Raw genomic sequence first — 24205 nt, 5'->3', positions numbered from 1 at the left:
TCCCTACGATCGGACCCATGAAGCGACAGGCGGATCTCACGAAGCGGCGGGCAGTAGACCTGTGCCGCGTCGCCGCCATGCTCTGTCGCACCTCCTGAGCGGGGCGTTCGTTCCGTCCCGTCTCCCCCCGGCCCTTCGACCACTGTGACCACCGTCGAAGCCGGCCCCGTGCCCCGTACGCGCCACGCTCCGTCCGTCCGCGTGTATACCCGCACCGCCGCACGATCACTCCGCATCTCGCACCACCCGCCGCAGACTGCCCCGGAGGAGAACAACATGAGCCGCAGCGACGTCCTGGTAGACGCCGACTGGGTCGAGGCCCACATCGACGACCCGCAGGTCGCCATCGTCGAGGTCGACGAGGACACCTCGGCATACGAGAAGAACCACATCAAGAACGCGATCCGGATCGACTGGACCAAGGACCTCCAGGACCCGGTCCGCCGTGACTTCGTGGATCAGGCCGGCTTCGAGAAGCTGCTCAGCGAGAAGGGCATCGGCAACGACACGCTGGTCGTCCTCTACGGCGGTAACAACAACTGGTTCGCGTCCTACGCGTACTGGTACTTCAAGCTGTACGGCCACGGCCCCGTCAAGCTCCTCGACGGCGGCCGCAAGAAGTGGGAGCTCGACTCCCGCGACCTGACCGACGCCGTCCCCACGCGCCCGGCCACCGAGTACAAGGCCAAGCCGCAGGACGAGTCGATCCGCGCCTACCGCGACGACGTCGTGAAGGCCATCGGCAGCCAGAACCTGGTCGACGTGCGCTCGCCCGACGAGTTCAGCGGCAAGCTGCTCGCCCCGGCGCACCTCCCGCAGGAGCAGTCGCAGCGCCCCGGCCACGTGCCGAGCGCCCGCAACATCCCGTGGTCGAAGAACGCCAACGACGACGGCACCTTCAAGTCGGACGACGAGCTCAAGGCGCTCTACGAGGACGAGCAGGTCGACCTGTCGAAGGACACCATCGCGTACTGCCGCATCGGTGAGCGCTCCGCGCTCACCTGGTTCGTCCTGCACGAGCTGCTCGGCCAGGAGAACGTCAAGAACTACGACGGCTCGTGGACCGAGTACGGCTCCCTCGTCGGCGTGCCGATCGAGCTCGGCGCCAACAAGTAACGCCACCCGCAGTCCCGACCGACCCGCACGACCCGACCAGAAGGACAGAACACCATGTGTGGAGCACAGGCCGGCGGCCCCGACGCTTCGACGATCAAGCCCGGTGAGACCACCATCCAGGGCAGCGTGACCCGCGACGGCGAGCCCGTCACCGGTTACGTGCGTCTGCTGGACTCGACCGGCGAGTTCACCGCCGAGGTCCCGACCTCGGCGACCGGACAGTTCCGCTTCTACGCGGCCGAGGGCACCTGGACGCTCCGCGCCCTGGTCCCGGGCGGCAGCGCCGACCGCACGGTCGTCGCGCAGACCGGTGGACTCTCCGAGGTCGCGATCGCCGTCTGATCCACGGCATGGCCGGTCCACGGCACAGACAGGCCGGAGGGCCGCACCCCAGGGGGTTGGACGCCACCTGACGCGGGGTGCGGCCCTTCGTGCCGTCCCGGTGCGGGTGTGCGGGGCCCTGGGCGCGTCCTACGCTGGAAACATGTACGCCCGACGCCGGCGCGGCTACTTCTGGATGATGGGCGGATGCGTCGCCCTCTTCGTCTCCGCCTGGGCCGTCGTGCGCCTGTGGTCGATGCCCGCCGCTGTCGCCATGTGCCTGGTCGCCATGGTCATCCCGCCGGTCGCCGCGGTGCTCGCCAATCGTCGGGGCCCGGAGGACCGGTGGTGGGACGACCCCTCCGGCGACCCGAAGTCCGACGAGTGGTGGGACGAACTGGACGGGAAAAAGCGGTACTGACGCACCGAGAGGCCTCAAGGAGAGGTGACGTGCCGAGAGGCCTCAAGGAGAGGTGACGCACTGAGGAACCTCACGGAGAGGCGACGCACCGAGAGGCCTCACGGAGAGGCGACGCACCGAGGAACCCCACGGAGAGGTCAGTAGACGAGTGCCTGAGTGCCGTCCGCCATGGCCTCCTGGACGAAGACCTGCGCGCCGGCGATCCGTACGCCCTCCAGCACGTCCTTCTCGGTGATCTCGCGCCGGGCCGCGCACTGCGTGCAGAGGGTGACCCGTCCGGCCGCGAGGACCGAGTCGAGCAGATCGGGCAGCGGGGCGGCGTGCGGCAGCTCGAACTCGGCGGCCCGGCCCGGCAGCGCGAACCACGAGGACTCCCCGGTCAACCAGAGCGAGACCTCCACGCCACTGGCGACGGCCACCGCCGCCACGGTGAAGGCCTGCGAGCAGCGCTCGGCGGCCTCGGGCCCGGCGGTCACCTTGATCACGAGCTTCTTCGGCATAGGCCGAACTGTAGCCGTGCGGGCGGCGGCCCCCGGCTGACCTGGAAACTCCGGCGACCTGGAATCTCCTACGGGGTGAACTCGGCGATGCGATAGGCGAACATCCCGGAAGCCTTGGCCAGGGCGGTCACATCTATCGTGATCCTGCTCGGTGCGTCCTGGACACGCGTAGGGACGGGTACCCCGTCGCATTCCAGTTTCTTCACCTCTGTCGTGCCCTTGCTCCGCACCGTCGCCTCAGCCGCGCCGCTGCCGGCACAGGCGAAGCTCACCTTGTACGACTTCCCCGGCGTCAGCAGCGACTTGGTGTGGATGCCATCGCCGAGGCGCCCCACCCCGGATTCGAGGAACCCCGGCTCGTCGGAGGCGATGCCCACGGCGGCCTCGGCCTCCCGGCCCGGGCCACCGTCCGGCCCCCGCAGCCGCCACCTGGACGAGAAGGCCGGGCCCCCACCCATTAGGCTGGGGCCCGGCCCTGTACTGCCGCCATACCGCTCGTTCCGAGGAGCCCCCGTGCTTGAGGCATTCTTCTCCGCCCTGCTGATCCTGGTCTGCGTCGGCGTACTCGCCTTCACGGTGGTCGCCGTGAAGAAGCTGTACCAGGGCCAGCGCTGAACCTCGCCGTATCCGGCCCCCTCCCGCCCACCCCCTCGCACCCTCACAGATCGTCTGAGCCGCTCATGATCGAGATTCCGTCCGACCTCCACCCGGACCTCGTCCCGCTGGCCTTCCTCATCGGCAAGTGGGCGGGCGCGGGCGTGTCCGACTTCCCCGGCGCCGAGAAGTGCAACTTCGGCCAGGAGGTCACGTTCAGCCACGACGGCCGGGACTTCCTGGAGTACGTATCCCACACCTGGGTCCTGGACGCCGACGGCAACCAGGTCCGTCCGCTGGAGTCGGAGTCCGGTTTCTGGCGCATCGACAAGGACCGCAAGGTCGAGGTCGTCATGGTCCGTGACCAGGGCGTCGTCGAGATCTGGTACGGCGAGCTCGCCGATCAGAAGCCGCAGATCGACCTGGTCACCGACGCGGTCGCCCGGACCGCGGCCTCCGGCCCGTACAGCGGCGGGAAGCGCCTCTACGGGTACGTGAAGAGCGACCTCATGTGGGTCGGCGAGAAGGCGACCCCCGAGGTCGAGCTGCGCCCCTACATGTCGGCGCACCTGAAGAAGGTCGTCACCCCCGAAGAGGTCGCCGAGATGGCGAGGAACCTCGAGGACATGCCGGACGACGGCATCGCGTTCTTCAAGTAGCCCGCCTTCAAGTAGCCCGCCCGAACCGATCGGCCTTCGGGCCTCCTGGCCGGTGCTCACCCCGCTCTACACTGGGCCTGTGGTGAGCACCGACTGGAAGACCGATCTTCGGCAGCGCGGCTACCGGCTGACGCCTCAGCGCCAGCTCGTCCTGGAGGCCGTGGACGCCCTGGAGCACGCGACTCCGGACGACATCCTGTGCGAAGTGCGCAAGACCGCGTCCGGGGTGAACATCTCCACGGTGTACCGGACCCTGGAGCTCCTGGAGGAGCTCGGGCTGGTCAGCCACGCCCACCTCGGGCACGGCGCCCCGACCTACCACCTGGCCGACCGGCACCATCACATCCATCTGGTCTGCCGGGACTGCAAGGACGTCGTCGAGGCGGACCTCTCCGTGGTCGCCGAGTTCACCGAGAAGCTGCGGGCCGACTTCGGCTTCGAGACCGATATGAAGCACTTCGCCATCTTCGGCCGCTGCGAGGCCTGCACGGCCGTGAGGAACGAGAGGCCCAAGTCGTAGGCTGGGCGCATGAAGAGCCCCCTGCTGTCCCTGCCCGGCGCCGTCGCCGCCGAGGGCCGCGACGAAGGTGTTGCCGGACACTACGGCGACCTGTTCCGCGAGCAACGCGCCCTCGCCGACGGCAACGGCCTCGTCGACCTCTCCCACCGCGGGGTCGTCGCCGTCAGCGGTGACGACCGGCTGAGCTGGCTGCACCTGCTGCTCACCCAGCACGTCAGCGACCTCGCCCCCGGCCAGGCCACCGAGGCACTGATCCTCTCCGCCAACGGGCACATCGAGCACGCCATGTATCTCGTCGACGACGGGACGACGGTGTGGATGCACGTCGAACCCGGCACCCAGGGCGATCTCATCGCCTACCTGGAGTCGATGAAGTTCTTCTACCGCGTCGAGGTCGCCGACCGCACCGAGGACACCGCCGTCGTGCACCTCCCGGCCGGTTCCATCGCGCAGGCCCCCGACGGAGTGGCCGTACGGGAGACCGCGCAGGGCCGCGACCTGTTCCTGCCGCGCGCGGATCTGCAGGCGTACGCCACCGCCAACGGCCCGGCCGTCGGCATCCTGGCGTACGAGGCGCTGCGCATCGAGGCGCACCGGCCGCGCGTCGGCTTCGAGACCGACCACCGCACCATCCCGCACGAGCTGGGCTGGATCGGTACCGCCGTCCACCTCCAGAAGGGGTGCTACCGGGGCCAGGAGACCGTCGCCCGCGTCCACAACCTGGGGAAGCCGCCGCGCCGGCTGGTCTTCCTGCACCTGGACGGCAGCGAGGTGCACCTGCCCGGCCACGGAACGCCGGTACGGCTGGCCGCCGACGGCGAGGAGGGGCGGCAGCTCGGCTTCATCACCACCTCGGCCCGCCACCACGAGCTCGGCCCGATCGCGCTGGCGCTGGTCAAGCGGAACGTGGCGGTGGACGCGGAGCTGATCGCCGGGGACACGGCGGCGGCCCAGGAGACGGTCGTCGAACCGTAGGGGCCGGGACCCGTCACACCTCGATGATCACCGTGAACGGGCCGTGGTTCGTGAGCGAGACCCGCATGTCCGCTCCGAACCGGCCCGTCGCCACCCGCGCGCCCATCGCCCGCAGCTGGGCCACCACCTCGTCCACCAGCGGTTCGGCCACCTCGCCCGGGGCCGCGGCGTTCCAGGTGGGGCGGCGGCCCTTGCGGGCGTCCCCGTAGAGAGTGAACTGGGAAATCACCAGGAGGGGGGCATTCACCTCCGAACAGGACTTCTCGCCCTCCAGGATGCGGACGGACCAGAGCTTGCGGGCCAGCTGCGCCGCCTTCTCCGGGGTGTCCCCATGGGTGACTCCGACCAGTGCACACAGGCCTTCGCCGATGATCTCGCCGACCACGCCGGCCGCCGACGGGTCCTCGCCCGTCCCGGCCACCGAGACACTGGCGCCGTCCACTCGCTGTACCACTGCACGCATACAGACCAACCTATCTTGGGCTGAACGGGTACAGAGTGTCTGCGGGGGCACCGTGCAGGGTGGGACGATGCACGATGTCGGTGTGCCGACGCACCGGTCGAGGGGACGGAACAGCATGAGTACCTATGGAGCCGGACAATCTCCCGGGACCGTACCGGGCGCGGCTGCCGGCAACAGCCGCACCAGGACCCTGCACCCACCCGCGCGGCCCCTTCTGCCCGGGCTCGCGTCCGTGCCGGAGCAGGGCGGCGGCGAGGCCGGGGTCGGCGGGCTGCGGCTGCCGGAGCTGCGGACGCTGCGCCGCGACGCGCAGCGGGACGAGGCCGACCTCAGTTATGTACGCCGGCTGGTCCAGGGGCGGATCGACATCCTCCGCGCCGAACTGGCCCGCAGGCGGGACCCGCAGGCGCCCGTCCCGGAGACCCCGGTGGTGGACCGGCTCCCGGAGATCCTGACGGACACCCCGTCCCGGCACCGCACCTCCGCCCGGCACGTGACGCTGACGACGCCCCGCGGTGACGAGTTCCGGCAGCTCGCCGCGGAGAACCTGGCCGAGGTCGAACTCTCGGACCTGGCCGCCCGGACGGACGAGGAGCTGCACGACGCGATGGGCCGCCTCACCCGCTACGAACAGCAGGTGTCCCGGCGTCGTCACGAGCTCCAGCGCACCACCGACGATTGCAGCGCGGAGATCGCCCGCAGGTACCGTGACGGGGAAGCCCAAGTGGACGACCTGCTCGCCTGAAGCGACCCTTCCGGACGGCGGGTCCCGCACCCCGGCCGTCCGGCGACCCTTCCGGACGGCGGGTCCCGCACCCCGCCCGTCCGGCGATCCTTCCGGACGGCGGGTCCCCGCACACCACACCTGACCGCTCCGGCCCTTCCTTCCGGACGGCGGGTCCCCGCACACCCGACCGCTCCGGCCCTTCCTTCCGGACGGCGGGTTCCGTACCGACCGTCTCCCGGAAGGCCACCATGACGTCGACCGACGCCCCTGCCGCGATAACCCCCGCCCCGCCCGTGCTGGCCGAGGTCCAACGGTCCGGGTTCACCGAAGGCCACCACCGCGGTTCGCTGGTCCTGCTCGCCGCCGACGGGAGCGTGGAGCTGACGCTCGGGGACCCCGCCGCCCCGGTCTTCCCCCGGTCGTCGAACAAGCCGATGCAGGCCGCCGCGATCCTCCGGGCGGGTCTGGAGCTGTCCGGGGAGCGGCTGGCGCTGGCGGCCGCGAGCCACTCGGGCGAGCCCTTCCACCTCGAACTCGTGGCGAGGATGCTCGCGGAGCACGGGCTGAGCGCCGACGACCTGCAGACCCCGCCCGACCTGCCGCTGGACCCGGTGGAGGCGGAGACCTACCTCGCCGCCGGGAACGTACGCGAGCGGATCACCATGAACTGCTCCGGCAAGCACGCGGCCATGCTCGCCGTCTGCGTCCGCAACGGCTGGGACACCGCGAGCTACCTCGACCCCGCCCACCCGCTCCAGCTCCTCGTCGGGCAGGTCGTGGCCGAGGCGGCGGGCGAGCCGGTCGCCTCGCTCGGCACGGACGGCTGCGGGGCCCCGCTGATGGCGATCGGGCTGACCGGCCTCGCCCGCGCCTTCCGGTCCTTCGTGCTGGCGGAGGAGGGGAGCGCCGAGCGCCGGGTCGCCGACGCGATGCGCGCCCACCCCCAGTACGTGGCGGGCACCCGGCGCCCCGACACCTGGCTGATGAGTGAGGTTCCCGGGACGCTCTCCAAGATGGGCGCCGAGGCCGTGCAGGCGGTGGCGCTGGCCGACGGGCGGGCCCTCGCCTTCAAGATCGACGACGGCGCGACCCGGGCGCTCGGCCCGGTCCTGGCCCGCGCCCTGGCCCTGCTCGGCGTGGACGCCCCCGTCGTCGCCCGGATCGGACGTTCGCCGCTGCTCGGCGGGGCGGCGGAGGTCGGGGAAATTCGCGCGACATTCTGAGCCGCCCCTGCCTAGCGTGCAGGCATGAGCCTCGATGTCCGTACCGTCACCGCGTCCGCCTACCCCGACTGGCTGCGGGCGGTGCAGAACGGATTCCTCACGGCCGGTTCACCGACCGAGGACGATGTCGCGGACCGGCTGGCCGACACCGATCTCTCCCGGCTCCAGGGCGCGTTCGAGGCCGGGCGGTGCGTGGCGACGTTCCGCTCGTTCGCCCAGGAGCTGACCGTGGTCGGCGGGGCCACCGTGCCGGCCGACGCGATCAGCTCGGTGACGGTGGCGCCCACCCACCGCCGGCGCGGACTGCTGAGCCGGATGATGGCCACGGACCTGGCGGCGGCCAGGGAGCGCGGCGAGGTGGTCGCCACGCTGATCGCCGCCGAGTACCCGATCTACGGGCGGTTCGGCTTCGGACCCGCCGCCGGGGCTACCGAGTGGGAGGTCTCCGTCCACCGCGCCGGCCTCGACCCGCGCCGGTCGGGGCAGCCGGAGGACGGCGGCCGGGTCGAGATGGTGGACGGCGCCGACATCCGTGAGTACGGCCCCGAGCTGCACGCCCGGCTGGCGGCGCTGCGACCCGGTACCGTCAGCCGCAGCGAGCGCTGGTGGAAGTTGCACACGGGGGCCGTGCCGTCCCCGGCGCACCACAAGTGGACCGAGCCGTTCTACGTCATCCGCCGCGACGCGGACGGCGAGGTCGACGGCCTGGCGGTCTACGGCACCGACGACAAGTGGGGCGACGGCAACCAGCCCCTGAACACCGCGACCGTACGGGACCTGATCGCGGTCACCCCGGCGGCCGAGCGGGCGCTGTGGCACTTCCTCTGCTCCATCGACTGGGTCTCCACCGTCCGCTCGGGCAACCGAGCCCCCGACGACCTGCTCCCTCTGCTGCTCCCGGACCCCCGGGCCGCCCGGACGGTCACCCACTCGGACTGGCTCTGGCTGCGGCTGCTGGACGTGGAGCGCGCGCTGGAGGCCCGCTCCTACGAGAGCGAGGCGTCGCTCGTACTCGACGTCCGGGACGGCGGGGGAATGGCCGAGGGGCGCTTCCTGCTGGATGTCTCGCCCGACGGGGCCCGCTGCACCCCGACCACCCGGAGCGCCGATCTGGCCCTGGGCGCGGGGGAGTTGGCCTCCCTCTACCTGGGCGACGAGTCGGCCCGGCGACTGGTGGACCTGGGGCGGGCCGAGGAGCTGCGGGCCGGCGCGGCGGGGACGGCGGACGCGGTCTTCCGTACCGGGCGGCGGCCTTGGTGCCCGGACGTCTTCTGAACCGCCTGCCGCCCGGTCTTCTGAACCGCCTGCCTTCCGAGGGGGCGGGGTTCGCAGCCGCTTGCCCGCAGGGGCGGTCAGCGCGTACGTACGCGGAACAGCGCCCCCGACGCCCCGATCGCCACGGCGGCCATGCCACCGGCCCAGGCGAGCGCGATCCACGGAGAGTTGCCCACCGGCTGGTTCAGCAGCAGCCCGCGCAGGGACTCGATGGCCGGAGTGATCGGCTGGTGTTCGGCGAAGCCGTGCAGCCAGCCGGGCATCGAGTCGATCGGGACGAACGCGCTGCTCGGGTAGGACAGGAACGACATGAAGAAGGTGAAACCGCTCGCCGCCTCCGGGCTCCTGGCCAGCAGGCCGATCGCCGCCGAGAGCCAGGACAGCGCCACGATGTAGGCGACCAGCACGGCGGCCGCGAGGAGCCAGCCGCTCCAGGACGCCACCGGGCGGAAGCCGATCAGGAGGGCGGCGCCGAGGACCAGGGCGGTGGCTACCAGGTTGCGGACGGTGCTCGCCGCCACATGCCCGGCGAGCACCGGCGTACCGCCCACGTCCAGGGAGCGGAAGCGGTCGATGATGCCGCCCTTCATGTCCTCGCTGACGGCGGTGGCGGTGGTCGCGGCACCGAATCCGGCGCACAGGAGCAGGACGCCCGGGACGACGTACATGACGTACGAGTCGTAGGCCGTCCCGGTCTCGATCGCGCCGCCGAAGAGGTAGACGAAGATCAGCATCAGCATGATCGGCATGACCAGCGACATGATCAGCGCGTCGGTGTTGCGGCGGCTGATGCGCAGGCTGCGGCCGGTCATGACGGCCGCGTGGGTGAGCGGGCCTGGGGGATTCCCCGGTCGGATCGCCGTGTCAGGCATGGGCGGGCACCTCCGAGGTGAGGGCCAGGAAGACGTCGTCGAGCGTGGCGCTGTGCAGGGTGAAGCGGTCGATCTCGGTGCCCTCGGGGTCGATCTCGTCGAGCAGGGCGCGTACCTGGGCGGCGCTGCCGTCGGTGGGGAGGCCGAGGGTCAGCGTCTCGGGGGAGTGGTGGACCGCGCGCCCGGCGAGCCGGAGGTAGGCCTCACCGCTGGTGACGACCAGATCGAGGCGGTGTCCGGCGACCCGGCTCTTGAGGTCGGCGGCGGTGCCCTGGGCGGCGATGCGGCCCTTGTGCAGCAGGGCGATCCGGTCGGCGAGGCGGTCGGCCTCCTCCAGGTACTGCGTGGTGAGCAGGACGCTCGCGCCGCGCCCGGCCAGTCCCCGGACCACCTCCCAGAGCTCCTGGCGGCTGCGCGGATCGAGGCCGGTCGTCGGCTCGTCCAGGAAGAAGACGCCGGGCTCGGGTGAGCCGACGAGCCCGGCGGCCAGGTCCAGGCGGCGGCGCATCCCCCCGGAGTACGTACGGACGGGGCGCCGGGTTGCCGCGGTGAGGTCGAAGCGCTCCAGCAACTCCTCGGCCCGGCGGCGGGCGGCGGTGCGGGAGAGCCCGGTGAGCCGGGCCGTCATCCGCAGGTTCTCCTCACCGGTCTGGGTGTCGTCGACGGCGGCGAACTGGCCGGTGAGGCTGATCGCCCGGCGCACCGCGCTCCGCCCGGCGACGACGTCGTACCCCGCGACGCGTGCGGTGCCCGCGTCGGCGGTGGTGAGCGTGGCGAGGATGCGTACGGAGGTGGTCTTACCCGCTCCGTTCGGGCCGAGCAGGGCGAGGACGCTGCCGTGATCGACGTGGAGGTCGAGCCCGTCCAGCACCCGCACGGCGGGCTTTCCGTAGGACTTGGTGAGGCCGTACGCCTCGATGGCGTAAGGCGCCCGGGCGGCGGCGGTGCCGGTGGCTGCGGTCGGGTCCGGAGTGGTCGTGCTGGGGCTGGTGGTCATGGTCCGACCCCCTTCTGCGTATGTCATACGCGTTATTGCGTAAGCATTACGCATCCTTAGGATGGGGTCAAGGCGCACGGGGGCGCGGCGCACCTGGGCGGTGGGCGTGCGGAACGTGAGCGGTACGTGGTTTTCTGCGTGGGCAAGGGGATGTGGTGGCGGAGAAGAGCAAGGCGGACGGCGGCGACCTGCCGGCCTCCATCGAGGCCGCCTGGGGTCTGCGCGAGCGCCCGGCGAAGGGGCCGAAGCCCGGTCTGAGCCTGGAGCGGATCGTGGCGGCGGCGGTGGCCGTGGCGGCGGCCGAGGGGCTCGCGGCCGTGTCGATGGGCCGGGTCGCGCAGGAGGTCGGCGCCTCCACCATGTCGCTCTACCGGTACGTCTCCGCCAAGGACGAGCTGTACGTCCTGATGCAGGAGGCGGCCTTCGGCCCACCTGCCCCGTCGGCCGCGCTGGCGGCCGGGGCGGGCTGGCGTGAGGCGCTCACCGAATGGGCGACCGGCCAGCGCGAGCAGTTCCGCGCCAACCTCTGGGCGCTCCGCATCCCGATCGGCGGCCCGCCCGCCACCCCGAACTCGCTCGCCTGGTGGGAGCAGGGGCTCCAGGCGCTGGAGGACAGCAGGCTCGGCGAGGGCGACAAGATCTCGGCGATCCTCCTGATCACCAACTTCGTGCGCAGCGAGGCGTTGTTGATGAGCGACCTCTCCGCCGCCGTCGCCGCGCGGGGCATCTCCCCCGAGGAGGTCGTCGCGGGCCACGAACGCACTCTGCGGCGGCTGGTCGACCCGGCGCGCCACCCCGCGATCCACCGGCTGCTGGGCTCCGGCGTGATGAGCGAACCGGACGACCCCGACTACGAGTTCACCTTCGGCCTTGCGACCCTGCTGGACGGGGTCGAGGCGCTGATCCGGAGGACGGCCGGGGCCGGCTGACCGGCTGACCTGTCGTGCTCGGGACATCAAGTCCGGCCGAGGTCAAGGGCGTACGCTTCATGGTCATGAGTGGAGAGAAGGCCGGCGGCGGAAACGGAAACGGAAGCGCCGGCGGGGAGCAGGAGCCGGGGCAGAAGCAGGCGCCGGAGTGGGGGCCGGGGCGGGAGCAGAAGCAGGCGCCGGGGCGGGAGCGGGAGCCGGGGCGGGAGCAGAAGCAGGCGCCGGGGCGGGAGCGGGAGCCGGGACAGGCGGAGGCGGCGGCCCCGGCCCGGGTCAGTCTGCGGGAGCGGAAGAAGCGGCTGACGTACCGGGCGATCTCCGACGCGGCCATCGCCATGTTCCTGGAGCGGGGCTTCGACAAGGTCTCCGTGGCGGAGGTGGCGGCAGCGGCGGACATCTCCAAGCCGACGCTGTTCCGGTACTTCCCCGCCAAGGAGGACCTGGCGCTGCACCGGTTCGCCGACCACGAGGACGAGGCGGCCCGGGTGGTCGGCGGCCGGGCCTCCGAGGAGAGCCCGCTGGACGCGCTGCGCCGCCACTTCCTGGCCGGCCTGGACCGCCGCGACCCGGTGACCGGCCTCTGCGACGCCCCCCAAGTGCTCGCATTCCACCGCCTGTTGTACGGGACCCCGTCGCTGGTGGCCCGCCTGTACGCGTACCAGGGCCGCTCCGAGGCCGCGCTCACCCGCGCGCTGGGCGGCGGGGTGGCCGCCCGGTTGGCGGCGGGACAGGTCATCGCCGTCCTGCGCATCCTGGCCGAGGAGAACTGGCGCCGGATCGACGCGGGGGAGAGCGCGGAGAGGGTGTACGCGGGCGCGGTGCAGGTGGCCGAGGAGGCGTTCGTACAGCTGCGCAGGGGGCTGGAGCCGGAGGGGCGGGGCTGAGGGGGGGCGGCCGGGTTCCGGGCGGGGCGGGGCGTTGCCTGGGGCGGCCGGGTTCTCCGAGCCGGGGTTCGAGGGAGGAGCGGCCGGGTTCCGGGCGGCGCGCTGCGGGTCCGGCGGGGGCGGCCGGGTTCCGGGCGGGGCGCTGCGGTCCGGCGGGGCGCTGCGGGTCCGGCGGGGGCACGGGCCGAGGGGCGGTGGCTCGCCGTTCCTCACGCGTACGGGGGTTCGCGCGTACCCTCGTACGCCAAAGGCCCCAGCGCCCGCCGCAGGTCGGCCGGTGCGCGGTACAGCATGCCCGTCATGCCGAGGGCGGTGGCCGCGTCGATGTTCTCCTGCCGGTCGTCCACGAACAGGCACCGCTCCACCGGCACGCCGGCCCGCTCGGCGGCGATGCGGTAGATGGCCGGGTCCGGCTTGGCCACCTGCTCCACCGCGCTGCTCACCACCGCGTCGGCCAGGTCTGTCAGCCCCAACAGGGCCAGGTCGTCATCCAGTTGGAGCGTCGCGTTGGTGACGAGCACCAGCGGGACGTGGGTGCTCGCCCGCCGCAACATCCCGACCACCTCCGCGTCGGCCCGGAACGGCGCCCCGGCGAGCGCCCGCCCGAGCGCGCGGGCCAGGCCCGTGTCCCCGCGCACCTGCGGGGCGAGCCCTGCGGCGATGGCCTCGACCCAGGCGTCCGGGGTGATCCGGCCGAGGAGGAGCGGGAGGTCGATCTCGGGGGCGTAGACGACCGCCGTGGTCGTGCCCTCCGGCAGCCCCGCTTCCCGCTCCAGCGAGGCGAGGGGCGCGGTGTCGTAGAAGCGGATCACGTTGTCGAGATCGCAGAGCACGGCGTCGTAGGGGCGGTCCTCGGCCGTGTCGTACGGGCGGTCCTCGGCCGTGTCGCACGGGCGGTCCTCGGCCGGGCTGGTGGCGACGCCGGCAGGGGCGTACTGCGTGCTCATGGCCGTGATCCTGCCAGTCCTCCGCCGGGCGCGGAACGCCAGTCCGCGTCGGACCGGCTCAGGCCGACGAGCCGACCCGCACCCGCCGGCTCCCGCCGTCCGAGAGGAAGACGGCCAGCTCCCGGCCCTCCTCACCGACAGCGGTCCGTTCGGCCCGGGAGAACGCCCGCAGCGGTGTGACGGCCACCGTGTCCGCCTCCACGTCCCAGGTCGCGGAGACCCGGCCGTCGACCAGGACGACGCGGGCGCCGGCGACCGACAGGCCCCGTGGGTGTCGTCGATGACCCGGGTGCGGTCGTCGTAGCCGAGGATCGCGGTGGGGAACATCGCTTGAACACAGTCCATGCGCTGAGAGTGTGTGAGCCGGGCAGTAGCGGCCCCCACCAGCTGTTTTGTACTTTCAGAGTTTTCCTGAGGTGTTGGGGCAGTGAAAGGCCCCGCCGATGTGCCACGGGGGCAGCACACGGACGGGGCCGGTCCAGGGAGGGTGAGGGTGGCTAGTCGTCGCCCTCCTTCGGGGGGTAAACGAATCCCCGGGTGGGCCCGCTCTGCCTCTTCGGGGCAGGGCCGGGGCTGGACGACGGGAACGTGGCTGCCAGGGCGGCCAACGCGTCCGCAGTGGCGTCCTTGCGGGTCTCCGGGTCGGCCTGGTCGAACACTCGCCAAGAGCCTGCCGGATTCTCCGGGTCGACCGGTGCGACTACGCCCGGGATGCCGAACCGCCGCAACACGCTATCGACCTGGCGGGCCTGCTCCGCGTCCATCTGATCACCTTCCGTTGAGTGCGGGGGAGCCTAGTCGTCGCCGCCGCTGGTGGCGCAGTTGCCCGGACGGACCGTGCCGCAGCCACTGCCGCTACTGCACCCTGAGTGCTGGCACTGGGCCGCTACTCCCACCAGGGTTTTGGTGGGGGCGGACCAGAGTTCCGCGTCGGTGGTGTATCCGGCCTGTTCGATGGTTGCCATCGTGCGGGTGATGACGTGCTCGTCGTAGCGCTCGGGGTTGGGACGCTCGGGGTAGTGGTGCACGAAGTAGCCGAGTCCTTCACACAGCATTGCGTACAGCTTGGTGTGCAGGATCAGGGCGTGCCAACCCTCGTCGACCACCTTGGAGGGGGCGATGCGGACCGTGGGGAACTGCGCGGCGGCGTCCACGAACTTCAGCGCCTCCGCGACGATCCGACAGGCCGTACCCTCGTCCATGCCGGGGTTGTTGTCGGTGACCGTTGCGACAACACCCTCCAGCCCTTCGGGGGTGAGTAACGCGAGTGCGTCTCGCATGTTCTTGCCTTCCTGTTGGGGTTGACCCGCTCCGTCCGTGCGTCCTGTCCAGGGGTTAGAACGGTCGGAGCGGGGGCTTTGGCGGGCTGGCTTGCGCCTCGTCGCCCTCGCGGGTGGCGGGGCTTGTTGCTGCCCTGGTCTGCGTGGTCGTAGGCTCCCGCTGCGGGACGCGTCTAGCTGCCCCGCAGCGGGTCCTGCAACCTGCAAGCGCGATGGTTCCGGTTGCCGATGCTTGCAGGGGCTCAAGAGCGCGCGGCCCCTCTGAGTGGCCGGGCGTCGTCGTACGCCCCACTCGTCAGCGATCCGCGCGAGGGTGCGCCTATCGATGCCGTACTCCCCGGCGATCTTTCGAACGCTCTCGTTCGCTTCGAGGCGGGCGGTGATCGTGGCGCGGTCGGTCAGAACGGCGCTCTCCAGCGCCGCGTAGTCGGCTCGCGTCATCCCCCTACGCATGACGGGTAACCGATCGATGAAGCCGGGAAAAGGGGTCACCGGGATAGCTGTACGGGTAGTCGAACCCGGCGGCGGCGCTGAGGGCCTGCTGACGTTCCCGGTGCAGATCGACCTCATCCGCGTATGCGGTCCGGTCGAACGCGCGACGGTATTCGGTACGGTGCCGACGGAGTTCCCTGACCTCGTGCGCGCTTCGTAGATCCCCTTCAACGATCCTCAGGGGAATGGTCGTGTCGCGTTCGTCGTCTGCCCAAAGCTGCCGAACGGTGTCGCGGTCCGGTCCGGGCCAGGGCTGGAGCCAAGGACTACGTAGGGTCTGGTGGAGGTCCCGAAGGTGGCTCGGGCAAACGGTGAGGCGGTAGACGGCGTGGTGGCCGTTCCTCGGGGGGGAGGAGGAGAGCCCATAAAGCGCTCACCATCCTGACGATACGATCTTTCATAGGTCGTTCAGCTCCTCGTAGCTGTTCGGCTTAGCCCTGGCTCGACCGGTGAAGCGGCCGGGTCAGGGCGCTTTGATGACCCTTCAGGTCAAGCGCCACTGCTGGTGGCATACGTTCTCTTGGTGCACGCGCTGGCGCAGCTCGGCATACATGTTTGTCTCGTGCGGCTGCTGCTCTGCCTTGGCCTGTCTGGCCCATGGGCAGATGGGGGCTCCGCAGCCGCACGGCGGGTACTTCAGTGGTGACTCATACGCCCTTGTGTCTGCGGTTTCCGCAAAGACCTGCGAGACGACTCGGTGTTCCGGGGTGTCCAGTTGGGTTGCGGCTTGCTCGTCTGTGCTCACGCCTTGGCCCTCCCTGTGTGCTTGTTCCTGGCTGGCCCGTGCTCGCACTAGGCAACCGCCCGACCACGCTCAGCGGTACCCTCGGGAAGGCGGCAAGAGTTAAGAGCGCTAAGCGGTCACAGCAGGGGAGTTGGGGACAGTGACGACACGTCATCCGAACGCCGGACTGGAGCGGCTGCACCGGGAGACCGGCTGGACCCTTCGCCAGCTTGCCCAGGAGATCAACCGGTTAGGCACGGAGCGGGGCACCCCGGTGGCCTACCAAAAGCCGTCCGTTCATCAATGGTTAAACGGTCAGCTCCCGAAAGAATCGGTCCGGCCGCTGATCATTGAGGCGTTCTCTCGAAAGCTGCTGCGGCCCGTTACATACGGGGAGGCGGGATTTCCCGAACCCGCAGAAGAGTCGAAAAACCCTCCGGCCACCGTTGAGGGTTTGATGGAACTCGGAAGGCAAGACATGGACCCGTCACGCCGTAGCGTTCTAGGTGCAGGGCTTTTCTCTGTCGCCCTTACTGTCCCTGGCTGGCAAGATGTGGTCGACCGCATGGAAGCGATTAAGCAGAATCCGAAATTACGTATCGGTCAGGCTGAGGTAAGGGCCGTTTTGGCAATGACTGAGCGCCTTTCAGATCTTGATGATGATTTCGGCGGACGCTATGCCCGGCCTATGGCTGCCGCCTTCCTTGTGAATACGGTGAGCCCGTATCTCAAGGCCGAATCATCCAGCGAGACGCGCAATTCAATGCTCTCCGCAGCCGCATTTCTTTGCTACTTGACTGGATGGATGGCGGTGGACGAAGGGGCCCATGGGAGAGCACAGCAGTATTACGTGACGGCCTTGGAACTTGCGGGAGCAGGCGGCGACCACCGCACGTACTGTCACGTCCTTCGCGGCATGTCAGTGCAGGCGGCGAACCTGGGTCATGGGGCACCAGCCGTCAGGCTCGCTAACGCAGCCACCGAAGCGGCCCCGGAGTCCACCCCACGAATGCGAGCCTTTATGGCTGGGCAACAAGCTCACTCCTACGCCCTGGCTGGCGAGAGGGCAAACGCACTCACCGCCCTGCGCGAGGCAGAGCGAGCGGTTAGTCAGGCAGAGAGTGGGCTCGGTACTTTTGGCGGCTTCAGCTCAGCCACTTTGGCGTACTCAACTTCCGAGGTGCGATATGCCTTGGGTGACGTGAAAGGGAGCGTGGAATCACTAGGCGATCATTTTCGTCTGCGCGACTCAACCGACAGTAAGAGGTCAGAGATCAAGTTCAATGCCATGCTGGCGCAAAGGCAACTTGAGATCGGACACCTTGAGGCGGCCTGTGCAACGTGGGGCCTCGTTCTTGATGCCTACCCCAACATCCATTCCGGCCGCATCGATGAGCTTGTAGGTAGGATTCCCTCTCTCCTGCGTCCCTATCGATCGAACTCGACGGCCCGCCAGATTTACGGGCGCTCACTGGAGGCAACTCCAGTTTGAGAGAGACCTGTTGGGCGGCTGGGTGGGTGTAGTCAGGCTAGGCCTGGATCCCGACTCTCCGGGGCGCCATCACTCAACGGGTGGTGGGGCTTCTTGCTGCCCTGGTTCGGCTGAGCTTGGGCGCGGATGGGCGGCCTGCCTGCTTTTGGCCGGCTGGCCCGGCACACCCGCAGGATCTTGTCTTGGTGGGGTGACGGGGAGCTGCCTAAAGCCTGTCGCCGTCCTCCGCCCCCGGCCATCCTGGAATGGGCATAGGTGAAGGGAAGATCAACTGTGTTACGGCGTAAGAAGGTCGGGGCGGGCGTCCGCACGAAGGGGCGCGGCATGGTCTACGTCCTGGAGGACGCGGACGGGCATCAGTGGGTCCAGTGCACGGGGTACCGACTGGAGTCGCCGTGTCGCGCAGTTCGAGCTGGGCACCGAGAACGTTTACCAGTAGGTCGGTCTCCTGGCTTTCATCGTCAAGGTGCCCTATGCCGTCGTACGGCCCCATTCGATCGGTAAGCCACGGGCTCAGTTTCGGGCGCTTCAACGGGTCCATCGCGCCGGACACTTCCCAGTCATCGGCCCATGCGATGATGTGGGCGTCGTTAGCCTTGGTTACGGCAAGAACCTGGTCTAGCTGCTTCTCTGGGCTCTGGCTTGCTTCATTCTTCCGGCTGAGTCGGCGGACCGCTACCAGGCAGCGACCGCAGCCGTCATACGGTGTCGTTGCGGGAGTTTCCGCGTTCTCCATGGTGCGCCTCCTAGAAACTGTGTTCTAGGGATTTTTGCCTTGTCGAACGCGGGTAGAAACCGTACCGGCGCAGGCGTGTCGGCGTCCGGGCGCGGCGCGTCGGGGAGGTCCAGCAGCTCCCGGCCCCGCTCGTCCCGGAAGGTGACCAGCTCCCCGCGGAGCGCGGCGTCCGCGCCCGGCAGCCCGGTGAGCCCGGACCAGGCGCGTACGTCGGCGGTGGCGGCGGGACCGTACGCGGCGAGGTAGCGCCGGACCAGCGCCTGCCCCACCGGGTCGGACCCGTCCGGGGACGGCGGGTCGATCTCGCGCCCCAGCCAGGAGGAGACCAGCGCGTTGCGCACCCCCGCCTTCGTCCGCCACACCCCGCGCGGCGGCAGCTGCACCATCGGCAGGACACCGGCGACCAGCATCACGCCCAGTGGCCGCGTGCCCGGCTCCGGACGGCTTCCGGCGACCGCGCGGGCGAGCTCGGCCAGCGAGCGGGGCTCGCCGTCGGCCATCGCCGCCCGCCCCGCCGCCGCGAGTCCGTCCAGGTCGACCCCGGCGAGCTCGCGGCGGTAGACCCCGAGCACGCGCTGCCGCAGCATGGCCTGGTGGCGGGCCCGCCAGGCGAGGACGTCCTCGGCGGTGACGAGGTGCACGGTCCGGCGCATGAGATGGGTGCGTACGACGTGCCGCCCGGTCAGCAGGCCGGAGAGCGCGTCCGGCCGGAACCCGCGCAGCCGGGACCAGAGTCCGGTGAACGGCTCCTACGGCCGGTGGACCTACGGCTGTCGGGCGGGCGGCTCGCATCGGGGGCGGGGGGTGGGGGCTTGGGGGAGGTCATGGTGGTCGGGCCTTTCACCTCGTACGCGTTCTCCGGCACGGGCCCACCGTCCCAGGAGTAGCGGTCAGATGGTGTCCGCTACTCCGTGCACGGTGGGTGTCATGCCGAGGGAGACGAATCCCCTCAGCCGGCCAGCTCTCCGAGGAGCGCCCAGGTGCGGCGCCGGTCGGCGTCCCCGGCGACCTCCGTCCCCGCGAAGACCACCTCGGTGGCCCCCGCGTCCCGGTAGCGCCGAACCTCCGCGGCGACCGCCCTTTCATCGCCGATCACCGCCACATCGACCGCCTGCCTGCCGCCGGAGAGCTCGATGGCGCGTGTGTAGGACGGGATCTTCTCGTAGAACGCCAACTGCCCGGCGACCCGCTCCCGTACGGCGTCGACGTGGTCGGTCACCACGCCGTTCACCAGCGCGACGATCCGGGGCGCGGGCCGCCCGGCCGCCTCTGCCGCGGCGGTGACGGCCGGAACGATGTGGTCGGCCAGGGTGCGCGGCCCGGCCAGATAGGGCAGGATCCCGTCCGCCAGCTCCCCGCTGGCACGGAGCGCCTGGGGGCCCATGGCGGCGACGAGCAGGGGCACCCCGGCCTCGGCGCCCGGGACGCGCGCGGGGATCGGGGTGGTGGCCGTGAGCAGTTCCCCGTGGAAGTCGGCGGAGCCGGTCTCGGTCAACTGCCGCAGAGCGGTGAGGAATTCACGCAGCCGGGCGATGGGCCGCTCGAAGGGGATCCCGAAGCCCCCCTCGACCAGGTGCTTGGCGCCGAGCGCCAGCCCGAGGTGGTAGCGGCCGTGGGTGGCGGCCTGGGCGGTCTGGGCCTGGCTGGACACGAGCAGGGGGTGGCGGCCGAAGATGGGGATGGCGGACGTCCCCACCTGGAGGCCGGGCACCTCTCGCCCGACGATTCCCGCGAGCGCGGGTGAGTCCACGCCGAAGCGCTGACCGAACCACGCCGACCGCAGCCCGGCGGCGGACGCCTCGCGGGCGAGCTCCACGGTGGCGTCGATCTCGTTGTCGGCATCGCGCGCGTTGAGTGCTACTCCCATAGCCATACCGATGGCAACGGGCTGCGGAAGGGCCTATATTCCGTACGGTGTGACGGCTGCTTGTCATTCGTGTGAACGGGTGCACCGCCCGCACGGGGATCGGACCACCCGACCGGGCCGTCACCCAGCGACCGGCTCAACGCCCCGCCCTTCAGCACCACTTGACCGGCGCCGCCCCAGCAACTCGGCGACCCGGTGGAACCCTTCCGCCCCGTGGCCGAGCCCGATGGCCTGCCGGGCGAGGCCCTCGGCCGCGCGCATGACACCTGCGTCGATGCCGTGGGCCTCGGAGGTGTGGATGACGTGGGCCATGGTCGACACCGTGGAGGTGAGCGGATTGCCCTCGCCGGAGAAGACCCCCTGGTCCACCTCCTCCGCGACCTCCGCGAAGATCGCCGGAAGGATGGCACCGATCCCCGCCGCGAAGGGCGCCAGCTCCCGGGCGGTGATCCCTTCGGCCCGTGCCACCGCCAGGGCGTGGTTGTAGCCGGACATCGCGGTCCAGAAGATGTCGAGCAGCGCGATGTCGTAGGCCGCCGCGCGGCAGATCCTCTCGCCCAGGTGGGTGTTGGGTGCCGCCCAGCGTGTCGAGTACGGCCCGGTGCTCGCGGTAGACCTCCTCGGACCCGCTGTAGAGGATCACCGCGTCGGGGGTGCCGATGGTCACGGTGGGCGTCATGATGGCCCCGTCCAGGTAACGGACCCCGTGCTCGACCGCCCACGCGGCGGCGTCCCGGGCCCGGTCCGGGGTGTCGGCCGTCAGATTGACCACCGTGCGCCCCTTGAGCGCGCCGGTGACCGCGTCGCGCCGCAGGATGGCGTCCGCCGCGTCGTAGTTCACCACGCAGACCACGGTCAGCCCGCTCGCGGCGACGGCCTCCTCCGCCGACGGGGCGCTGACCGCCCCTCGCTCGACCAGCTCCCGGTCCCGTCCCGGCGTCCGGTTCCAGACGGTGGTCCGCAGTCCGGCTTCCAGGAACGCGCCCGCCAGAGCCCGCCCCATGGGTCCCAGGCCGATGACGGTGACGGCAGACTGTTCACGCTGTTCACTGTGGAGAGACATGGCTCAACTCCGTACGTGTATAGGTATGTTCTCGACGAATGGGGCGATGATGACGCGCAGCCGTGCCCAGGACCCGAATGTCTGCGGGGTAACCGCCGCGATCGCTGTGATCGACGGAAAGTGGAAGACAGGCCTGATCTGGCTGCTGGCCTCGGGCCCGCGCCGCCCGGGCGAGTTGCGCCGTCAGCTGCCGGGCCTCAGCGAGAAGGTGCTGACTCAGGCGCTCCGCGAGATGGAGGCCGACGGGCTGGTGCGCCGGGAGGTGCACGACGTCCTGCCCCTGAAGACGACGTACTCGCTGACCACGAACGGCCAGGAACTCTCCGAACTCCTGGACGCCCTCTCCGACTGGGGCCACCGCCGCCTGGAGACGCTCACCGAGACACAGACCGCCTCCTGACGCATCACGGTCCCCCTTCCGTTCCGGCCCTCCGTTCCGGCCCTTCCGTTCCGGCGGCCCTCCACCAGGATCGGTCCGCCGCGGGCCGGTGCCCAGTACCCACTAGAAAGTGGCTACGGGGCCCGGCCGGGCCCCACCTGTCCGACCGTCGAGGTCAGCGCGCCGCGAGGTCGGCGAGTAGCTCGGCGGCGGGCTTCGGGTGGACGAGCCAGCGAAGGTGGCTCCCTTCGAGGGTCCGGACGTCGAAAGGGTTGTCCGGGGTGAGCGCGTCCGCTTCGCGGATCATCCGGTTTCTCGACTTGTTGCGCTGCCCGGTGTGCCGCGCCTGTCTCCGACCCGACCGTGGCTCACTGCGCTGCCCGGAGGGCCACACCTTCGACATCGCCCGTCAGGGCTACGTCAGCCTGCTGACGGGCATCCGCGCCACCAGCGGTGACGACGCAGCCATGGTTCAGGCCCGAAACCGGTTCCTGTCCACCGGCAGGTACGCCCCTGTCCACCAGACCCTGACTCGTATGACAGCCGACGCCCTGCCTGGTCAAGGCACGGTCGTAGACATCGGGTGCGGCACCGGCTACTGCCTGGCCGGCGTACTCGATCAACTGCCCGGCACCCGCGGCCTGGGGCTGGACACGTCAGCATGCGCCCTGCGCTCAGCAGCCCGAGCCCATCCGCGAGCTGCTGCGGCTAGCTGGGACGTCTTCCGCCCCTTCCCCTTGGTTGACCAGGGGGTCGACGTCGTGCTGGACGTGTTCGCCCCGCGCAACCCGTCCGAGTTCCACCGAGTGCTCCGTCCGACCGGCCGGTTGATCGTGGTGCGGCCCACCGAGCGGCACCTGGCCGAGCTACGGGGCCAGATCCCCGCGATGGTCAGGATCGACCCGGACAAGGAACCGCGCCTGCAACAGGCGCTGGACCCCTACTTCCAGGCCGCCGGTACCCAGCACGTCGAATACACCGCGCCCCTGAGCAGGCAAGAAGCCATCGACCTGGTGGGGACGACACCGAGCGCACGCCACCTGACCCACGCGGACCTGAGCGGCCACGGCTCCCTGCCCAGTCAGGTGACCGTCTCCGTGCTGGCCACCTCCTACCAGCCTCGGTAACCACGAGCGGGCGGATGCGCCTGCTGAACAGACAAACCAATGGGCGCACCTGGCGCCCCACCTTCCTGGCAACTCGGGCAAGGTGGGGCGGCCGTCCACTGGCCGTCGTGATCGCCCAGGCCATCCGACAGCCGGAGCGGTGGGCACTGCCCTCGCGGGCAGGTGGCTCTGGTGGGCTGGTTGCTGCGCAGATCAGCCGGGACCCGTTCACTTCACACTGCAGACCCGGTGGGAAATCGCAGATAGACCGGGAACGGACAACAGTTGTCGCTACGAGTCACCCCCGCCCGGACGTGGCACGCGACACTTTTGCAAGCATGTGCTTGCAAAAGTTAGCGATGGTGTTGCAGTATCGAACCATGGCATCACTCAACGTCGGCAATCTCGGTGAGTACCTCCGGGAGCAGCGCCGTGCCGCGCAGCTCTCGTTGCGGCAGCTCGCCGATGCCGCCGGGGTGTCGAACCCGTATCTCAGCCAGATCGAGCGGGGCCTGCGCAAGCCCAGTGCGGACGTGCTGCAGCAGGTCGCCAAGGCGCTGCGGATCTCGGCCGAGACCCTCTACGTACGGGCGGGAATCCTCGACGAGCGGGAGCGGGAGGAGCTGGAGATGCGGGCGGTCATTCTGGCCGATCCGTCGATCAACGAGCGGCAGAAGAACGTCCTGCTGCAGATCTACGACTCCTTCCGCCGCGAGAACGGGTTCGTGCCCGAGTCGGACGAGCCGGACGAGCCGGACGAGACACCCGGGGCGGATGACACACCCGGGGTGGATGAGACGCCCGAGACACCCGGGGTGGATGACACGCCCGGAGTCGATGCCGGAAAAGACGACAACCCTCATAGCTAACAGCTGGTTTCTGATGATCCGGGAGGACCACAGTCATGGCCATCACCGATGACCTGCGCAAGACCCTCACCGACCGCACCCCCCTCTACTTCGCCGCCGGTACGGCCGACCTGGCCGTGCAGCAGGCGCGTAAGGTCCCGGCGCTGATCGAGCAGCTGCGGGCGGAGGCGCCCGAGCGGTTCGAGGCCGTACGCAACACCGACCCCAAGGCCGTGCAGGAGAAGGTGACCACGCAGGCCAAGGAGGCCCAGGCCACCGTGCAGGCGAAGGTCACCGAGGTGTTCGGCTCGCTCGACGCCGCCGACCTGAAGAAGCTGGGCGAAAGCGCTCAGGACCTGGCGCTGCGCAGCGTGGGCATCGCCGCCGAGTACGCGGTCCGGGCCCGGGAGACGTACGAGAAGGTCGCCGTCCACGGCGAGCAGGCCGTACGGACCTGGCGCGGCGAGACGGCCGACGAGATCGTCGAGATCGCCGCCGCGATCGAGGCCGAGCCGAAGGCCGCCCCCGCCCCGAAGCCCGCGGCCAAGAGCGAGCCTCAGACGGCCGCCGTGAAGCCGACGGCTGCGCAGCCCGCCCCCACCGAGGCGAAGGCCGCGCCCGCCAAGAAGGCTCCCGCCCCGCGCAAGCCCGCCGCCAAGAAGACCACTCCGCCCGCCGGGAAGTGACCCGGACGGATCCGTTCGGCCCGTACGAAGAGTGACCGGGACGCGGGGCGGGCACCTTTACCGGTGGCCGGTTCGTTGTCCCGGTACCTTGGCCGCAGGGCGCTCATCC

At 70.5% G+C, this 24205-nt stretch carries 26 protein-coding genes and 4 pseudogenes; 17 read left to right on the top strand and 13 right to left on the bottom strand.

All coding sequences use genetic code 11. The features are described from left to right. The first annotated feature begins 17 nt into the window (after window positions 1–17). The 4 genes from ACIQAK_RS26140 to ACIQAK_RS26125 all read left to right on the top strand — a co-directional run bounded on the left by ACIQAK_RS26140 (window position 18) and on the right by ACIQAK_RS26125 (window position 1858). Window positions 18–98, top strand: coding sequence for a putative leader peptide (locus tag ACIQAK_RS26140; RefSeq protein ID WP_350240574.1), 81 nt, complete (start codon window positions 18–20; stop codon window positions 96–98). A 178-nt stretch (window positions 99–276) separates the two neighbouring features. Then, entirely contained in the window at window positions 277–1116 is an 840-nt protein-coding gene (locus tag ACIQAK_RS26135; RefSeq protein WP_366391501.1) for a sulfurtransferase, read from the top strand. 54 nt (window positions 1117–1170) lie between these two features. Then, window positions 1171–1458 (top strand): DUF1416 domain-containing protein, encoded by a 288-nt coding sequence (locus ACIQAK_RS26130; protein ID WP_003968135.1) that lies wholly within the window; start codon window positions 1171–1173, stop codon window positions 1456–1458. Window positions 1459–1525: 67 nt separating this feature from the next. After that, window positions 1526–1858 carry a DUF3099 domain-containing protein gene (locus ACIQAK_RS26125; RefSeq protein WP_401370879.1) on the top strand — a complete coding sequence of 111 codons (333 nt, stop codon included), beginning with the start codon at window positions 1526–1528 and terminating at the stop codon, window positions 1856–1858. Between the two features lie 137 nt (window positions 1859–1995). On the opposite strand, the gene ACIQAK_RS26120 is transcribed toward ACIQAK_RS26125, so the two are convergent. Then, window positions 1996–2358 (bottom strand): DsrE family protein, encoded by a 363-nt coding sequence (locus tag ACIQAK_RS26120; protein WP_366391502.1) that lies wholly within the window; start codon window positions 2356–2358, stop codon window positions 1996–1998. 68 nt (window positions 2359–2426) lie between these two features. Continuing rightward, window positions 2427–2735, bottom strand: a complete 309-nt coding sequence (locus ACIQAK_RS26115; protein WP_366391503.1) for a hypothetical protein — start codon at window positions 2733–2735, stop codon at window positions 2427–2429. A 303-nt stretch (window positions 2736–3038) separates the two neighbouring features. Here ACIQAK_RS26115 and ACIQAK_RS26110 point away from each other — a divergent pair, with 303 nt between their 5' ends. The 3 genes from ACIQAK_RS26110 to ACIQAK_RS26100 all read left to right on the top strand — a co-directional run bounded on the left by ACIQAK_RS26110 (window position 3039) and on the right by ACIQAK_RS26100 (window position 5106). Continuing rightward, the gene (locus tag ACIQAK_RS26110) at window positions 3039–3611 is read left to right on the top strand and encodes an FABP family protein (RefSeq protein WP_366391504.1); all 573 of its coding nucleotides are present in this window, start codon (window positions 3039–3041) and stop codon (window positions 3609–3611) included. A gap of 79 nt (window positions 3612–3690) precedes the next feature. Continuing rightward, window positions 3691–4131: a transcriptional repressor gene (locus ACIQAK_RS26105; RefSeq protein ID WP_366391505.1), complete on the top strand. Its 441-nt coding sequence runs from the start codon at window positions 3691–3693 to the stop codon at window positions 4129–4131. A 9-nt stretch (window positions 4132–4140) separates the two neighbouring features. Next, the gene (locus tag ACIQAK_RS26100; protein WP_366391506.1) at window positions 4141–5106 is read left to right on the top strand and encodes a folate-binding protein; all 966 of its coding nucleotides are present in this window, start codon (window positions 4141–4143) and stop codon (window positions 5104–5106) included. Between the two features lie 13 nt (window positions 5107–5119). On the opposite strand, the gene dtd is transcribed toward ACIQAK_RS26100, so the two are convergent. After that, a complete protein-coding gene (dtd, locus tag ACIQAK_RS26095) occupies window positions 5120–5569 on the bottom strand; it encodes a D-aminoacyl-tRNA deacylase (protein ID WP_366391507.1) in 450 nt (149 codons plus the stop codon). Between the two features lie 232 nt (window positions 5570–5801). Here dtd and ACIQAK_RS26090 point away from each other — a divergent pair, with 232 nt between their 5' ends. From ACIQAK_RS26090 to ACIQAK_RS26080, 3 genes are all read left to right on the top strand, one after another. Continuing rightward, complete coding sequence (locus ACIQAK_RS26090; RefSeq protein WP_366391602.1) at window positions 5802–6314, top strand: ABC transporter substrate-binding protein; 513 nt, start codon at window positions 5802–5804, stop codon at window positions 6312–6314. Between the two features lie 230 nt (window positions 6315–6544). Next, window positions 6545–7519, top strand: a complete 975-nt coding sequence (locus tag ACIQAK_RS26085) for an asparaginase (protein WP_366391508.1) — start codon at window positions 6545–6547, stop codon at window positions 7517–7519. Between the two features lie 24 nt (window positions 7520–7543). Further along, complete coding sequence (locus ACIQAK_RS26080; RefSeq protein WP_366391509.1) at window positions 7544–8794, top strand: GNAT family N-acetyltransferase; 1251 nt, start codon at window positions 7544–7546, stop codon at window positions 8792–8794. Window positions 8795–8871: 77 nt separating this feature from the next. Here the strand turns inward: ACIQAK_RS26080 and ACIQAK_RS26075 are convergent, their stop codons facing one another. Both ACIQAK_RS26075 and ACIQAK_RS26070 read right to left on the bottom strand, forming a co-directional pair. Further along, a complete protein-coding gene (locus ACIQAK_RS26075) occupies window positions 8872–9666 on the bottom strand; it encodes an ABC transporter permease (RefSeq protein WP_366391510.1) in 795 nt (264 codons plus the stop codon). Continuing rightward, window positions 9659–10663: an ATP-binding cassette domain-containing protein gene (locus ACIQAK_RS26070; protein ID WP_366391511.1), complete on the bottom strand. Its 1005-nt coding sequence runs from the start codon at window positions 10661–10663 to the stop codon at window positions 9659–9661. Before ACIQAK_RS26070 ends, ACIQAK_RS26075 begins: the two co-directional genes overlap by 8 nt. 155 nt (window positions 10664–10818) lie before the next feature. Here ACIQAK_RS26070 and ACIQAK_RS26065 point away from each other — a divergent pair, with 155 nt between their 5' ends. Together ACIQAK_RS26065 and ACIQAK_RS26060 are read left to right on the top strand one after the other, a co-directional pair. Then, entirely contained in the window at window positions 10819–11592 is a 774-nt protein-coding gene (locus ACIQAK_RS26065) for a TetR/AcrR family transcriptional regulator C-terminal domain-containing protein (protein WP_366391512.1), read from the top strand. Between the two features lie 14 nt (window positions 11593–11606). Beyond that, window positions 11607–12476, top strand: a complete 870-nt coding sequence (locus ACIQAK_RS26060) for a TetR family transcriptional regulator (RefSeq protein ID WP_366391513.1) — start codon at window positions 11607–11609, stop codon at window positions 12474–12476. A gap of 209 nt (window positions 12477–12685) precedes the next feature. On the opposite strand, the gene ACIQAK_RS26055 is transcribed toward ACIQAK_RS26060, so the two are convergent. The 4 genes and pseudogenes from ACIQAK_RS26055 to ACIQAK_RS26040 form a co-directional block, all read right to left on the bottom strand. Then, entirely contained in the window at window positions 12686–13423 is a 738-nt protein-coding gene (locus tag ACIQAK_RS26055; RefSeq protein ID WP_401849075.1) for an HAD-IA family hydrolase, read from the bottom strand. A gap of 58 nt (window positions 13424–13481) precedes the next feature. Continuing rightward, window positions 13482–13747: pseudogene (locus tag ACIQAK_RS26050) on the bottom strand (DNA glycosylase AlkZ-like family protein); the annotation flags it as partial. Between the two features lie 173 nt (window positions 13748–13920). After that, the gene (locus ACIQAK_RS26045) at window positions 13921–14187 is read right to left on the bottom strand and encodes a hypothetical protein (protein ID WP_356831186.1); all 267 of its coding nucleotides are present in this window, start codon (window positions 14185–14187) and stop codon (window positions 13921–13923) included. A 30-nt stretch (window positions 14188–14217) separates the two neighbouring features. After that, window positions 14218–14703, bottom strand: a complete 486-nt coding sequence (locus ACIQAK_RS26040) for a hypothetical protein (protein WP_366391514.1) — start codon at window positions 14701–14703, stop codon at window positions 14218–14220. Between the two features lie 1376 nt (window positions 14704–16079). Between ACIQAK_RS26040 and ACIQAK_RS26035 the strand changes: the two genes are divergently transcribed. Then, on the top strand, window positions 16080–17411 hold the full coding sequence (locus ACIQAK_RS26035) for a tetratricopeptide repeat protein (RefSeq protein WP_366391515.1): 1332 nt from the start codon (window positions 16080–16082) through the stop codon (window positions 17409–17411). Window positions 17412–18182: 771 nt separating this feature from the next. Here the strand turns inward: ACIQAK_RS26035 and ACIQAK_RS26030 are convergent. From ACIQAK_RS26030 to ACIQAK_RS26020, 3 genes and pseudogenes are all read right to left on the bottom strand, one after another. After that, a pseudogene (locus ACIQAK_RS26030) lies at window positions 18183–18896 on the bottom strand (winged helix DNA-binding domain-containing protein); the annotation flags it as partial. 200 nt (window positions 18897–19096) lie between these two features. Beyond that, a complete protein-coding gene (locus ACIQAK_RS26025; RefSeq protein WP_366391516.1) occupies window positions 19097–20020 on the bottom strand; it encodes an LLM class F420-dependent oxidoreductase in 924 nt (307 codons plus the stop codon). Between the two features lie 114 nt (window positions 20021–20134). Beyond that, a pseudogene (locus ACIQAK_RS26020) lies at window positions 20135–21077 on the bottom strand (NAD(P)-dependent oxidoreductase). Window positions 21078–21126: 49 nt separating this feature from the next. Here ACIQAK_RS26020 and ACIQAK_RS26015 point away from each other — a divergent pair. Continuing rightward, window positions 21127–21477 carry a helix-turn-helix domain-containing protein gene (locus ACIQAK_RS26015; RefSeq protein ID WP_366391517.1) on the top strand — a complete coding sequence of 117 codons (351 nt, stop codon included), beginning with the start codon at window positions 21127–21129 and terminating at the stop codon, window positions 21475–21477. 154 nt (window positions 21478–21631) lie between these two features. Here ACIQAK_RS26015 and ACIQAK_RS26010 read toward each other — a convergent pair. Then, window positions 21632–21769, bottom strand: a pseudogene (locus ACIQAK_RS26010) (alpha/beta hydrolase); the annotation flags it as partial. Here ACIQAK_RS26010 and ACIQAK_RS26005 point away from each other — a divergent pair. From ACIQAK_RS26005 to ACIQAK_RS25995, 3 genes are all read left to right on the top strand, one after another. Further along, a complete protein-coding gene (locus ACIQAK_RS26005; RefSeq protein WP_366391518.1) occupies window positions 21738–22583 on the top strand; it encodes a putative RNA methyltransferase in 846 nt (281 codons plus the stop codon). The pseudogene ACIQAK_RS26010 and the gene ACIQAK_RS26005 overlap by 32 nt on opposite strands. Window positions 22584–22942: 359 nt before the next feature. Beyond that, window positions 22943–23431, top strand: a complete 489-nt coding sequence (locus tag ACIQAK_RS26000) for a helix-turn-helix transcriptional regulator (RefSeq protein ID WP_366391519.1) — start codon at window positions 22943–22945, stop codon at window positions 23429–23431. Window positions 23432–23466: 35 nt separating this feature from the next. Next, on the top strand, window positions 23467–24096 hold the full coding sequence (locus tag ACIQAK_RS25995; RefSeq protein WP_366391520.1) for a hypothetical protein: 630 nt from the start codon (window positions 23467–23469) through the stop codon (window positions 24094–24096). Window positions 24097–24205: the final 109 nt, after the last annotated feature.

The sequence above is a fragment of the Streptomyces sp. NPDC088706 genome, from assembly GCF_044752765.1.
Lineage (GTDB): Bacteria > Actinomycetota > Actinomycetes > Streptomycetales > Streptomycetaceae > Streptomyces.
Note: the sequence above shows the minus strand (reverse complement) of the source record. Positions and strands in the feature narration are given on the sequence as shown.